Annotated in this window: 9 protein-coding genes and 1 pseudogene; 5 read left to right on the top strand and 5 right to left on the bottom strand. The window is 62.4% G+C overall.

The genetic code is table 11. The features are described 5' to 3' along the window. Nucleotides 1-102: 102 nt before the first annotated feature. Nucleotides 103-426 carry a non-heme iron oxygenase ferredoxin subunit gene (locus H1204_RS39650; RefSeq protein WP_180734094.1) on the bottom strand — a complete coding sequence of 108 codons (324 nt, stop codon included), beginning with the start codon at nucleotides 424-426 and terminating at the stop codon, nucleotides 103-105. Between the two features lie 18 nt (nucleotides 427-444). After that, the gene (locus H1204_RS39645) at nucleotides 445-1,503 is read right to left on the bottom strand and encodes a fatty acid desaturase (protein WP_180734093.1); all 1,059 of its coding nucleotides are present in this window, start codon (nucleotides 1,501-1,503) and stop codon (nucleotides 445-447) included. Between the two features lie 258 nt (nucleotides 1,504-1,761). Here H1204_RS39645 and H1204_RS39640 point away from each other — a divergent pair, with 258 nt between their 5' ends. Next, nucleotides 1,762-2,787, top strand: a complete 1,026-nt coding sequence (locus H1204_RS39640; RefSeq protein ID WP_180734092.1) for a LacI family DNA-binding transcriptional regulator — start codon at nucleotides 1,762-1,764, stop codon at nucleotides 2,785-2,787. A gap of 276 nt (nucleotides 2,788-3,063) precedes the next feature. Further along, entirely contained in the window at nucleotides 3,064-4,482 is a 1,419-nt protein-coding gene (locus H1204_RS39635; RefSeq protein WP_180734091.1) for an MFS transporter, read from the top strand. A 61-nt stretch (nucleotides 4,483-4,543) separates the two neighbouring features. Here H1204_RS39635 and H1204_RS39630 read toward each other — a convergent pair whose 3' ends face one another. Together H1204_RS39630 and H1204_RS39625 are read right to left on the bottom strand one after the other, a co-directional pair. After that, nucleotides 4,544-6,445 (bottom strand): methyl-accepting chemotaxis protein, encoded by a 1,902-nt coding sequence (locus tag H1204_RS39630; RefSeq protein WP_180734090.1) that lies wholly within the window; start codon nucleotides 6,443-6,445, stop codon nucleotides 4,544-4,546. A gap of 796 nt (nucleotides 6,446-7,241) precedes the next feature. After that, nucleotides 7,242-8,311 (bottom strand): annotated as a pseudogene (locus H1204_RS39625) (IS30 family transposase). A gap of 402 nt (nucleotides 8,312-8,713) precedes the next feature. Between H1204_RS39625 and H1204_RS39620 the strand changes: the two are divergent. Both H1204_RS39620 and H1204_RS39615 read left to right on the top strand, forming a co-directional pair. Beyond that, the gene (locus H1204_RS39620) at nucleotides 8,714-11,245 is read left to right on the top strand and encodes a PAS domain S-box protein (protein WP_180734089.1); all 2,532 of its coding nucleotides are present in this window, start codon (nucleotides 8,714-8,716) and stop codon (nucleotides 11,243-11,245) included. A 99-nt stretch (nucleotides 11,246-11,344) separates the two neighbouring features. Beyond that, complete coding sequence (locus tag H1204_RS39615) at nucleotides 11,345-11,593, top strand: hypothetical protein (protein WP_131242184.1); 249 nt, start codon at nucleotides 11,345-11,347, stop codon at nucleotides 11,591-11,593. Between the two features lie 129 nt (nucleotides 11,594-11,722). Here the strand turns inward: H1204_RS39615 and H1204_RS39610 are convergent, their stop codons facing one another. Further along, a complete protein-coding gene (locus tag H1204_RS39610; RefSeq protein ID WP_091781755.1) occupies nucleotides 11,723-12,049 on the bottom strand; it encodes a hypothetical protein in 327 nt (108 codons plus the stop codon). A gap of 472 nt (nucleotides 12,050-12,521) precedes the next feature. Between H1204_RS39610 and H1204_RS39605 the strand changes: the two genes are divergently transcribed. Then, nucleotides 12,522-13,811: an MFS transporter gene (locus tag H1204_RS39605; protein WP_180734088.1), complete on the top strand. Its 1,290-nt coding sequence runs from the start codon at nucleotides 12,522-12,524 to the stop codon at nucleotides 13,809-13,811. The last annotated feature ends 17 nt before the right edge of the window (nucleotides 13,812-13,828 follow it).

Here is a 13,828-nt window from a genome sequence, read left to right as displayed (position 1 = left end):
CGGCGACGCAAAGCGCCTTCATGACGGGTAATCTCATCGCTGTCTCCATGTTTGTGGCTGCCGGTGTCTCGCACCGGCAGTTTGCTGCGTTGCCTTGCTCGATCAGTCTGCGGCGAGGCCGATGAATACGTTGCCGTCTTCCGTTTTGACGGGATGCGTGACGAGGTCCACGCATACGGGCGCGCCCTTCGCGGCGCCCGTCGGGATGTGAAAGCGCCCCATGTGCATCGGGCACTCGATCACCTCGCCAAACACAAAACCATCGGCGAGCCGCGCCGTTTCATGCGTGCAGAGTCCCGCTGTTGCGTAAAACCCCGTGGCCGTGTGATAGACCGCGTACAGCTTGCCTTCGTGCTCGAACTCCATCACGTCTTCTTCGTCGATGTCGTCGCATGCACAGACCTGATGCCATTGCAGAATGTTCATTCCGTGCTCCGTTCGTGTTCAGCGTGCCTGGGCGACGAGTGCTTCGTCGCTGGAGGGTTGCGCTTGCGCGGCGGGCGTCTTGCCCGGCACGCGCGGCGTGATCATGTATTCCGGGTCGTGCCGCTGTATGCGCAGGAAGTGCAGAATCTCGCTCCAGGCGCTGAACAGTCCGTCGTAAGCAGGCGGCAGGTCCGCCTCGATCGCTTTGCGCAATTTCGGCAGCGCGTGAAACGGTGCGTTCGGAAACATGTGATGCTCGACGTGATAGTTCATGTTCCAGTACAGCAACTGGAGAACGGGATTGAGCCGGATGGTTCGCGTCGAAAAGCGGTGATCGAGTTCGTTCTCGCGCAGCCCCGTGTGCTGCGTGATGGCCAGCAGTTCATGCAGCCATGCGCCATACGCACGCGGCAAAAGAAGAAACACGACAGGCAGCCAGCTATGCGCGACGATTGCCCACGCAATCACGCCGACATAAAGCGCGAGAACGATTCGCGAATTCCGGCACATCGCGCGATATTCGATCGCCGGCACGACGGCTTTCGCGCTGCGCGACACGATGCCGAGGCTATGCAGCACGATGTTGCCGAGATGATGAACACCGTGTGAGACGCGCAGAAAATCGGTCGCGAGCTTCAGATAGTTCGGCGGCCGCTTCACGGCGATTTCGACATCGGCGGGTACGGTTGCCGTCAGATGCGTGTACGTGTGATGTTGCGCATGCGACCAGCGGCTATAAATCTGCTCGCGCCACGTCATGAAGCAGATCAGCCAGTGCACCGACGCATTCAGCCATTCGCTGCGAAACGGTGTGCGATGGCGCAACTCGTGTTCCATCGCTTCGGCGAATGCGTAGATCGTCCCGTAGAGCAGGAACGCGGGTACACACCACCAGGCACCGAGCGACAGCCACGCAAGCACGCCGCTGCCAGCGACCATCGCGAGAAAGCCTCCGAGGTACAGGAGCGCGTCGCGATCATTGCGCCGCGTGAGTTCCTTGAGCACCTTGCGGTCGAGCGGGCACTTGTACCAGTCGTCCATCGTGATCGGTTTCGAGTTGTCTTGCTGTGCGGACATGCATGGCTCCTGATGCTGGCTTGACGGTTTCGCTCGGGCGGTGATTTGCCTGAGGCAGTGATCATCGTTGAGTGCATTTAAGACTCGTAATGAGCACGAGTCAAAGCTATTTATGCCTCATTTTGAGTTACCGAGGGTAATCCATGACGCCTATTGCACGGCACCGCAATCCATTTAATCGATGTCTCACACAAATGCCTCAAAATGATTCACAATCGAGCCCATGCAATCATTCGACCCGCCGTGCGAGAACTCACGATGAAAGGCAAACCGACCCTCAAGCAACTCATGGAGATCACGCAACTCAGCCGCGCGACGATCGATCGCGCGCTGAACGACCGGCCCGGCGTGCACCCGCGCACGCGCCACGCGGTCGAGGCGGCGTTGAAGAGGCTGGGCACAGGTTCATCCGCGAGATCAGCCGTTCGCGCGAAGCAAACCACTTACGATTTCCGGCTGCTCGCGCAAGCAGGCGACGCGTTCACCGACGAGTTGATCCGAACGGCAACAGCGCTCGAAGGGGAGTTCGATGCGAACGGTGTACGGCTCGAAGTAGAGAGATGCGTGGGCGCATCCGACGAAGAAGTCGCGGCCCGTATCCGGCAGGCGACGGCGGAAGTGGACGGCATCGGCATCATCTGCACGAACACCGCGACGACGTCGTCGGCGTTGCGCGAATGCATGGCGGCGGGCAAACCCGTCGTCACGCTGATCACGGATGTGGACGCCGACGCGCGCCACACGTATGTCGGCGTCAACAACCGCGCGGCCGGGCAGTCGGCGGCTTTTCTGCTCGGACGGCATCTGCAGGCGCATGCGTCACCCGATGTCGCCGTGATCGTCGCGACGTTTTCGTACACCTGTCACGAGGATCGCGAGATCGGTTTCCGTTCGCTATTGCGCCAACGGTTCCCGCATGTGAATCTGGTCGAGGTGATCAAGGGCGCCGACTCCGGCGGGGCGACCTATGAGGCGACGACCCGCTTCCTGAAGGCGCATGGCAAGCTCGACGGCATCTACAACGTCGCGGGTGGCAACGAGGGGCTCGCTGCCGCGCTGCGCGAGCACAATCTGACGGGCCGCACGCTCTATGTGACGCACGAAGTCAACCGCATCACGGAGCCGCTGCTGCGCTCCGATGCGATCGACTATCTGCTGACGCAGGACGTGCGCCTCATGCTGCGCACGGCCGTCGATCATCTGAAGGCCGCGCGCGAAGGCGCGGCCGTGCCTTCGCACGCCATCATCCCGATCGAGACGTACTCGCGCTATTCGCTGTATTGAACGCAGGCGCGAGACCGAGGTGCTCGAGCATGCGTCCATTCGATGCATGAGCGCTGTCACAAACGCGTTTGCGGCACCGCGCGGCTTGTTGCGCACGGGTTTGCTGCACATGACCTGGGAATTCCTTTAGACGCATGGGTGAACGCGCCGATATGGACGCGCCATTTGCACCTTTGTCGGCGAAATTTGTTTACGTACCCTGCTTCCCGACCAGTGCGTCCCGTCGCGAAGAGACGCCTGCTCCTCACCGATACACTGGAACACTGGAGAACCGGGATGACTGCTTCATCGGGAAACAACCTGACCCGCAAACGCTACACATACGAGTGGTACGTCGTCGTGATCTGCATGCTCGCGTATGTCTTTTCATTCGTCGACCGTCAGGTGCTCGCGCTGATGATCGAGCCGATCAAGCGCGATCTGAATCTCACCGACACGCAATTCAGCCTGCTGCACGGCTTTGCGTTTTCGCTCTTCTATGCGGTGATGGGCATGCCGCTCGCGTATCTTGCCGACCGCTTCGCACGCCCGCGCATCATTTCGATCGGCGTCGCGCTATGGAGCGTCGCGACAGCCGCCTGCGGACTCAGCCAGAACTTCCTGCACATGTTCTTTGCGCGGATGAGCGTGGGCGTCGGTGAAGCGGCGCTCTCGCCCGGAACTTATTCGATGCTTGCCGACTACTTCCCGAAGGAGAAGCTTGGGCGCGCGGTCGCTATCTACTCGCTCGGGTCGTTTATCGGCGGCGGTATCGCGTTTCTGATCGGCGGCTATGTGATCGCGCTGCTCAAGCACACGCCGACACTCACACTGCCCGTGCTGGGCGACATGCATGCGTGGCAGCTGACGTTCTTCATCGTCGGCCTGCCCGGTTTGCTCGTTGCGCTGATCTTCGCGTTGACGGTGCGCGATCCGCAGCGCAAGGGGCTAGCGCAGGACAGCATGGGCGAAGTGAAGCGCGTGTCGATGCCCGACGCGCTGCGATTCATCGCCGCGCATGGCAAGACGTTCTTTTGCCACTACATCGGCTTCTCGTTCTATGCGATGACGCTGTTCTGCCTGATGAGCTGGACGCCCGCTTTCTATATCCGCCGCTTCGGCCTCACGCCCGTCGAAGCGGGCTACACGCTCGGCACCGTGCTGCTGATCGCTAACACGACGGGTGTGTTCTGCGGCGGCTGGTTCAACGACTGGCTGCTGCGCAAAGGCCACAGCGACGCGCCGATGCGCGCGGGTTTCATCGGTGCGGCGTGCATGCTGATCCCGTCCGTCGCGTTCACGCAAGTGGGCAGCCTCGGCGCGTCGCTTGCGTTGCTGGTGCTGGCGATGTTCTTCGCGTCTTTCCCGATGCCGACCTCGACGGCCGCGATGCAGACGCTCGCGCCGAATCAGATGCGCGCGCAGATCTCCGCGGTGTTTCTACTGGTGTCGAACCTGATCGCGCTCGGCGCGGGCACGACCATCGTCGCGCTGATCACCGATAAGGTGTTCGCGTCGCCGCTCGCGGTCGGCCATTCGATGGCAATCGTGAACCTCGTCGCGTCGGCGCTCGCAGCGGCGCTGTTGTGGATCGGCTGCAAGCAGTTCCGGACGAGTCTCGCACGCGAGGCGTCGAATCGCCGCGCGAATGAGCCTGTGGAAGAAACCAGCACGGCAGACACTGCCACGCCCGTGCTCGGCGTACCGGTGCGCTGAGCCGAAAGCGTATCAACGGGCAATCGATGCACGCTTGCCCGTTGTTTTCAGCGTGACGTCATCAAGACGCTGCCGCCGACTTCAACCGGAACGCCGCCACCGATTCATCGAGCTGCCGCCCCTGATCTTCGAGCGAGCGTGACGCGGCAGCCGCCTGCTCGACCAGCGCGGCATTCTGCTGCGTGACGTCGTCCATCTGCGTGATCGCGAGGTTCACTTGTGCGATGCCGCGGCTCTGTTCTTCAGAAGCCGCCGCGATCTCGCTCATGATTGCCGTCACCTGACCTACGGCCCGCGTCACTTCTGTCATTGTCTCGCCTGCCTCGCCCGCCAGCGACGAGCCATCCCTGATGCGATCGACCGACGCGCCGATCAGTTCCTTGATCTCCTTCGCGGCGCTCGACGACCGTTGCGCGAGGCTGCGCACTTCGCTCGCGACGACCGCGAAGCCGCGCCCATGCTCCCCGGCGCGCGCCGATTCGACCGCGGCGTTGAGCGCGAGAATATTCGTCTGGAACGCAATGCCATCGATGATGCCCGTGATATCGGCGATCCGGTTCGAGCTCTGGCTGATGTCGGTCATCGTCGTGACCACGCGTTCGACGGCCTCGTGGCTGCGGCGCGCGACGTCGGAGGCGTCGCTGGCGAGCGTGCTCGCCTGGCGCGCGCTTTCGGCGTTCTGTTTGACGGCGGCCGTCAGCTCTTCCATGCTCGCCGCCGTTTCTTCGAGCGCGGCCGCCTGCTGCTCGGTGCGTGCGGACAGATCGGCGTTGCCCGTCGATATCTCGCCCGTCGCCGTGCGCAGCAGCGCGCTGCTGTCGCGGATGTCGAGCAGCACGCCGTTCAGCTTCTCGACGAACGCGTTGAACTGCTCGGCGAGCACGCCGACTTCGTCGTTGCTGCCGACGGGCAGACGCCGCGTGAGATCGCCGTCGCCCGATGCGATGTCCTGCATGCTGTTCGACAACTGGCGCAGCGGCGCCGTCAGACGACTGCCGAGCGCCGTCGTCAGCGCGAGCGCGACCAGCAGCACGACGAGACCCACGACAATCAGCATCGCGCTCAGCCGATTGGCCGACGCCATCATTTCCGCGTGCGGAATCAGGCCGATGTATTTCCAGCCCAGTTCCGGCGACGTATAGACGAGGGTGTCGTACCGCGCGCCGCCGATATCGACGGACAGCGTGCCGTTCCCCATCGCCGCGAGGTCGCGATAACCGTCGCCGAGATCCTTCAGCGCCTTGAAGTTGTGTGCGGCGTCGTGCGGGTCCACCAGCACGGTGCCGCTGTCTTCGACGACCATCAGGTAGCCCGTTTCGCCGAAGCGCACTTGACCGATCATCTTCGCGAAGCCATCCAGCGAGATATCCATGCCGAGCACGCCGACGGGCTTGCCCTGGGCGTTCTGGATCGAGCGCACGAAACTGATGATCACGTTGTTGTCGCCGCCCGTGTTCGCATACGCGGCCGTGCGCCGCACGCCGCCCGCTGCCTGCATGCCCTGCACGTACCACGGACGCTCGCGCGGATCGTAGTGATCGCTCGTGAATTTGCCTTTCGGCCATTGCACGTAGCCGCCCCATTGCGTGCCGACGTAGACGTAGCGCAGATCGGGATGGCTGTCGCCGAAGCGTTGCAGCAGGTGGAAGATATCCGTCTCGACGCCGCCGTTCGTGTCGGGCGTCATCTGCCCGCCGTGCGTCAGGTAGTTGGTGACCGACGTGTCCGCGGATTGCACGAGCGGCAGGTCCGACAGGAACACGACGTTGTCGTGGATGCGCTTGAAGGTCTCGCGCAGACTGCTGTCGATCTGGCGGATCTGGCCGAGGCCAGCGTCGTTGAAGTTGTCGATGGCCTGGCGTCGCACGTTGAGCGTCGCGTATAGCGTGATGGCCAGTATCGTGGCCGCGAGTGCCGCGCCGAATATGAGGCTCAGTTTGACTGCGATGGAGCGCATGCCCATGCGGGGTTCCCTGTGCGTATGCATTGACGAATATCGATTGATCTATTGCCTATTACGGAAGGCTCGCGCGCAGTCTGAACGGAGTGCATTTTTTATAATTGACTCGATGGGGGGTTTTTTGTTTGCAACGGCTTTTTTGATTTGGGTTTTTTGGTTGGCAGTTGGGGGTTGGCTTTGCGGCGCGGGCGGTTTGGTTTGCTTGTGTTTTCGCTGGCATCCGCGATTCGTTAGCGTGCTTCAAGCGTCGCCCCTGTGTGGGACGGCACCTACTTTTCTTTGCCGCCGCAAAGAAAAGTAGGCAAAAGAACGCGGCTAACACCGCCAGTTCTAGTTCTTGCCTGAGGGCCCCCACAGGGTCTTACTCTTCACACGGCGACTTTCCTGTTCGCATTCGTTGCCAACGCTTCGAATAAACGCCTCACCCGCTTCGAATACACGTACTCGGGCAAGCGGCGGCGAATGGCATGTGCCGCCCAGGTGGCAAACTGTGTGTAGGTTGTCGCGGCGTATAGCCTGGCGCTCTTACACGATGGAGCGCGTGCGTTATCGGTCCGGAGTGTCCGGAGTGAGGCGTGTGCAGTACTACGGCCTACACACAGTTTGCCACCTTGGCGGCGGGAGACTATCTGGCGCGGCGTGCGGCGACGCGGGCGCGTGAAGCGGGTGAGGCGCTCATTTAGAGCGCTGGCAACAAGCATGGGTCACGTGATTGCCGTGTGAGGCGTAGGAACCTTTGGGGGCCCTCAGGCAAGAACAAGAGTTGGCGGTGTTAGCCGCTTTCTTTTGCCTGGCGGTTTCAAAGACCAAGTGCAACAGCGGGGTTGATTTCGATTCCCTGCTTCTTGCAGTTTTCAGTAAAGACTTGCGCGGGCGTTCTCCAGCCGAGCGTCTTGCGCGGACGGTTGTTCATCTCTATCGCAATCATGTCGAGCTGGCGCTGCGAGAGCACGGACAGGTCCGCGCCCTTGGGCAGGTACTGGCGCAACAGACCGTTGGTGTTCTCACAGATGCCGCGCTGCCACGGGCTGTGTGGATCGCAGAAGTAGATGCGCATGCCCGTTGCTTTGGCCAGTTCCTTGTGCAGTGCCATCTCCTTGCCCTGATCGTAGGTCAGCGTCTTGAGCAGTTCCGGGTCAAGCGGCGCAAACGCTGCGCTGTAGCCCCGCAACGCCGCTTCCGCCGTGCTGTCATCCATCTTGACCAGCATCAGGAACAGCGTGCTGCGATCGATCAGCGTGCCCACCGCCGAGCGGTTTCCTGCCCCCTTGATGAGATCGCCTTCCCAGTGTCCGGCAAGCACCCGCTCGTTCGCCTCCGGGGGCGCACATGGATGCTGACCATGTCAGTGAGCTTGCCACGCCGGTCTTCGCCGCGCGAGCGGGGTCTGCGCGTGCTGCGTCCCCGTCTGAGCAGCGCGATCAGCTCGCGTTTGAGCTCGCCCCGAGGCATGGCATAGATGGCGTGATAGATGGTTTCGTGAGACACGTTCAGGGTGGGCTCATCCGGATGCGCCTGCTTCAGCTGCGCACTGATCTGCTCGGGTGAATGGCATTTGGCCAGCAGTTCACGCACCTGCGGCCACAGCGGCCCATCGACGTGCAGCTTGCGTTCCCGCCGAGGCTTGCGCCGCAGTCTGCCTGCCCGCAAACCCGCACGCCTTGAATTGTAACCGCCGGCGATCGGCGGTCGTCCCATCGTTGCGCGCTCGTGAGCCGGTTTCCAGTCATTGCGCTTCAGTTCGCGACTGATCGTACTGGGTGAGCGCACAAGCGCACGCGCGATCTCGCGCGTGCTCTTGTCCTCAAACTTCATTGTAAAGATCACACCGCGCTCTTCGGCGCTCAGCTGTTCGTAGTTTTTTCCCATGCAACGTATCCTAAACGGAAGTGTTGCACTTGCATCTTGAAACCGCCCCTACTTTTCTTTGCGGCGGCAAAGAAAAGTAGGTGCCGCCCGCACAGGGGCGACGCTTGAAGCACGCTAACGCATCGCGGATGCCGGCGCAAACACAAGCAAACCAACCCGCCCGCACCACGAAGGCAAAACGCGGACACCAGTGCAAAAGCAAAAGCAAAAAGCAAAAGCAAAGGCAAAAACCAGAAAATCGCGCCCTTGAGCGAGCCCCCCGCATACGTGTATAACCCTTGAAACAGCGATTCGCGCATCCATGCAGCATGCATAGGCACACCGCCTGCGCAGCACAAGCAAATAAGCAAATCAGCAAATCGCGCCTGCACACGTCACCGGCATCGAACGGAGCTGCCCACGATGAACGCCAGCCAGGACCGACAAATCGACACCAGCGACACCGCCACCCAACTCGAGCGTCTGGCAAACGCACGTTTGCGAAAACTGATCGACGCGCATTCCCGAATCGCCGCTGCGAAACTCGACCTTGACCGCTTTCTGTCGCTCGTCACCGACTCGCTGCTCGAACTCGTGCCTGCCGCGCATGGATCGGTGGTCGAATGGGTCGATGGCGACGAGATGGTGTATCGCGCGTGCAGCGGCACCATCGCGCATCACATCGGCTTGCGCCTCAAACGCGACGGCAGCCTGTCAGGACTGTGCTCGCTCGAAAAACATCTGCTATACAGCAGCGACACATCGGACGATCCGCGCGTGGATGCCGCCGCGTGCAAGCGCGTGGGCGCAACGTCGATGGTCGTCGCGCCGCTGCTCTATCAGTCCGAAGTGGCGGGCGTCGTGAAGCTGATGGCGAGCCGCACCGACGCATTTTCCGCCGACGACATCGAGACCCTCGAACGGATCACGTCGCTCGTCGCATCGGGCATGGCGCATCAGCGCGTGTTCGCGGAGAACCGCGCGCTGATCGAGCAGAACACCATCACGATCGCCCGGCTGCGCACCGAAATCAGCCTGCGCGAAGCGGCCGACAGCAAGCTCGAAGCATCGCTGCGCCGGCGCCGTCTGGTGCTCGACACGACGCACGACGCGTTCGTGTGCACCGACGCCGACGGCGTCATCATCGAATGGAACGATGCCGCGACGCGCACCTTCGGCTATGCGCGCGACGCGGTGATGGGACGCCCGATGCTCGACGCGCTGTTTCCGGCGCGTTGCAAGGCACGCTATGCCGAACTGGACGTGTTCAAAAGCGCATCGGAACAGAGCGCCGACACGCCCTTGCATCGCAGCCGCACGGAGTTGATCGCGCGGCGCATCGACGGTAACGAGTTTCCTGCTGAACTCTCCGTGTGTCCCGTGCAGTTCGACGGACATACCGAGCTCGCGTATTTCATGCGCGACGTCACCGAGCGCTTCAACGCACGGGAACTCGACAAGCGCTTCCGCGTGCTGGTCGATGCGATCAAGGACTATGCGATCACGATGCTCGACTCGCACGGTCACATCATGACGTGGAGCGCGGGTTCGACGCAGGTGATGGGCTATATGCCGCATGAAGTGATCGGCCAGCCGGCTTCCCTCTTCTACACGCCCGAAGACATCGCGGCGGGCCGGCCGCAACGCGATCTCGAACTCGCCGCGCGCGAAGGCCGCGTCGAGATGGAAGAGTGGCGCGTGCGCAAGAACGGCACGATCTTCTGGGCGAACATCATCACGACGGCTCTGCGCGATCCAAACGGCGCGCTGCAAGGCTTCGCGAAGATCACACGCGACATGTCGCGGCGCCGGCGTCTCGAAGAACTCGAGGCGTCGAGCCAGCGCATGAGCCAGTTCCTCGCGCTGCTCGGCCACGAACTGCGCAATCCGCTCGCGCCACTGCGCAACGCCGTCAGCATGCTGCAACTGAAGACGGCCGATCATCACGAGTTCGTGCCCGAACATGAACTGATCGACCGGCAGTTGTCACATCTCACGCGTCTCGTCGACGATCTGCTCGACGCCGGGCGCGTCACGCTGGGACGCGTGCAGATCGAGCCGAAGCCCGTGTCGATGCAGGCCATCGCGCAACTGAGCATCGAAGGCAGCGCGCCCTTGCTCGCAGCGCGCCAACAGACGCTCGATGTGGTGATGCCCGACACGCCGATGACTATCAAAGGCGATCTCACGCGGATGGTGCAGGTCGTGCAGAACCTGCTGAACAATGCATCGAAATTCAGTCCGGCGGGCGCGTCGATCAGCTTGCAGGTGTTCCGCTCGGGCCGTCTGCTCGCGATCCGCATTCACGATTCCGGGCGCGGCATCGATCCCGATGCGATCGACGCGATCTTCAACCTGTTCGTGCAGGAAACCCCGACCGAAGAACAGGCTGACAAGAGCGGGCTCGGCATCGGGCTGACGCTTGCGCGCGCGATCGTCGATCTGCATGGCGGGCATATCGAAGCCCACAGCGAAGGTCGCGGCAAAGGCAGCGTGTTCACCGTGTGGCTGCCCGAATTCAGTCATGCGATCGCCGCCGAAGCCGTGCGCGAAGAAGCGCCCGTGCCCTCGCAGCCCGTCGATCTGAAGGTGATGGTGGTCGACGACAACGTCGATTCCGCCGACAGCATGGCGACGCTCGTACAGGTGCTCGGCCACGAAGCGCACGCGGTGTACGACGGTGCGGCCGCCATCGAACTGGCGCAGACGCTGCAGCCGCATCTCGTGCTGCTCGATCTGTCGATGCCGAAGATGACGGGCTTCGAGGCGTTGCCGCATATCCGCAAGGCGCTTGCGGCGCCGGGCGCCGTCATCGCCGCGATGACCGGGCTCGGCACCAGTGAAGACCGTGCGAAGACGGAAGCGGCGGGTTTCGATCTGCACCTGACCAAGCCTGTCGATCTGCCGGAACTGGAGAGCGTGTTGCAGATTGCGGTCACGCATGTGCGCGCCTGATGTGCGCGACCAGGCGCACGCTTACCGATCCTTCCGAAAACTCAAGAAGCAAATCCTGGGGACGTTAGCGAAGACAGTAACTTCATTCGAGGATCGTACGTGGATACAGTCAACCCTGAACTCATTGCGCGGCTCGTGCGGATCAATCCTGTCGTCATCGTCAATGGCGAGACGTCGCGCTCGCTGCGTTATCACGGCAAGCGCAACGTGCGCGCGCTGATGGGCTTTCTCGGCATGCATCGCGACATGCGCGCGCTCGTCTACAGTCATTCGGCAAGCGGCCGGCAGATGTGGCTCGACGTGCAGACGGGACGCGTGTCGCAGTTGCCTGTTTTGCTGCCGAACTGAGCGGTGCCTCGGCGGACGCTATCCGCCGATCGATACGCCGTCGCGTCATAGCCGCGCACGGCGGCGTGCCACAGCCTCTGTCTGAGCCCTGGTGGCGGCTAGCAATCCGTGCTCCTGGCGGGTGCCGGGTTACGCAGGGGTGAAGACGATTGCACCCCGGTTGTCCGCCTGGGCAAACACTCTCGTGAAGCGGTACGTCTGTCCGTCGATACTGAGATTATTGAGGCCTGACTGCGTCGCCACCAGTATCGCGTCCGACAGTTCACGGTGAATGGTTCCGCAGCTCGCCCATTCCTCTTTGGGTGCGCTCACGTCACCGAGATACAGCCTTGCGTCTTCGACGCCCGTGCGCAGCATGATCAGGCTGAGCGCCTTATCGAGCGCACGCTCGAGATATTCGGACAAGGTCGATAGTGCTTCCACGTCTGGCGGGAGTTTGGCGGAGTTCGTAGTCATTTTTTGCCCCAGTGCTTTAACGTGGTTGCGCTTTTACAGCATACAGCCCTCGTTCTTCCCTGCACAGTCCACGCAGTGATGCGAAAGATACCGGCATCCGCCCCTTAGCGCCTGAATCGAGTCTACTGAGGCAGCAAACGCCCCACCTGGGTGCGTGTTTCTAATATGTGCATAAGCGGGACACCCTCCGCCGCCAGCGCGCCGGGACTCTCACTTTCTAACGCCCTGTAGAAAACGATTAACTAGCTACACATCAACCAGTCCAGCAAAGAAAGCGCCATCCCGCCTCGTATCGAGGAAAACACGTACTAGCCAAGCAGCGATAAACCGCCTATTCTTAGAAAAACGTTTTCCAAACGTGACGGAAAAATGCCCGCGCAGCTGCCCAGCGCGATGCATCCCGCACCGGCGCTCGTCGCCGGCCATGAATAAAGTCGCGGCGCGACGAGCGATGCCGCGAACGGAGACATACATGCAATCTGCCGTCGTCGGCGTCGTGCGATCTGCCAGCCGCTTCCGCTGGACCGTCTGCGCGCTGCTTTTCTTCGCGACCGTCATCAACTACATGGACCGGCAGATTCTCGGTCTGCTCGCCCCCGTGCTCCAGCACGAAATCGGCTGGACGCAGGTGCAGTACGGCCGCATCGTGATCGCCTTCTCGGCGTTCTATGCAATCGGCCTGCTGGGCTTCGGGCGCATCGTCGACTGGCTCGGCACGCGTATTTCCTACGCGGCCGCGATGCTGGTCTGGAGCATCGCCGCGATGCTGCACGCAGCCGTCGGCTCGGTGATGGGCTTCGCGATGGTGCGCGCACTGCTCGGCATCGGCGAAGGCGGCAACTTCCCGTCCGCGATCAAGACCACGGCTGAATGGTTTCCGCGCCGCGAGCGCGCGCTCGCCACGGGCATCTTCAACTCGGGCGCTAACATCGGCGCGGTGTTCGCGCCCGCGATCATTCCGCCCATCGCCGTGCTGTACGGCTGGCGCGCGGCGTTCATCATCATCGGCGCGATCGGCATCGTGTGGCTGGCCGTGTGGCTCGTCGTCTATCGTCCCGCCGACCGTAGCGACCAGGAGGAAGCGTTCGACGATACGCGCGACGACGCCGACGCGCTCGACGCCCGCAACGCGAACGCAGCCGCGCCGGGCTGGGGCCAGTTGATCCGCAAGCGCGAAACGTGGGCGTTCCTGATCGGCAAGTTCCTGACCGATCCCGTCTGGTGGTTCTACCTGTTCTGGCTGCCGAAGTGGCTCAACGAGTCGCGCGGCATGGACATGCAGCACATCGGCTTGCCGCTCGTCGTCATTTACGCGATCACGACGGTCGGCAGCATCGGCGGCGGCTGGATTTCGTCGACATTGCTGCGCAAGGGCTGGAGCGTGAACGCCGCGCGCAAGACAGCGATGCTGATCTGCGCGTGCTGCGTGCTGCCCATCGCGTTCGTGTCGCAAGTGGACAATCTGTGGGTTGCCGTGGGCATCGTCGGTCTCGCAGCGGCTGCGCACCAGGGCTGGTCGGCGAATCTGTTCACGACGGCATCTGACCTGTTCCCGCGCCGCGCGCTCGGCGCCGTGGTGGGTATCGGCGGGATGGCGGGTTCGGTCGGCGGCGTGCTGTTCTCCGAAGTGATCGGCCAGGTGCTCCAACGTACGGGCCACTACTGGGTGCTGTTCGCGATCGGCGCGCTCGCCTACCTCGTCGCGCTCGTCGTCATGCATCTGCTGACGCCGCGCATGACGCCCGCGAAGCTCGATGCGTAATCCGGTGTGCCGCGCTG

The organism is Paraburkholderia sp. PGU19 (genome assembly GCF_013426915.1).
Classification (GTDB): domain Bacteria; phylum Pseudomonadota; class Gammaproteobacteria; order Burkholderiales; family Burkholderiaceae; genus Paraburkholderia.
Note: the sequence above shows the minus strand (reverse complement) of the source record. Positions and strands in the feature narration are given on the sequence as shown.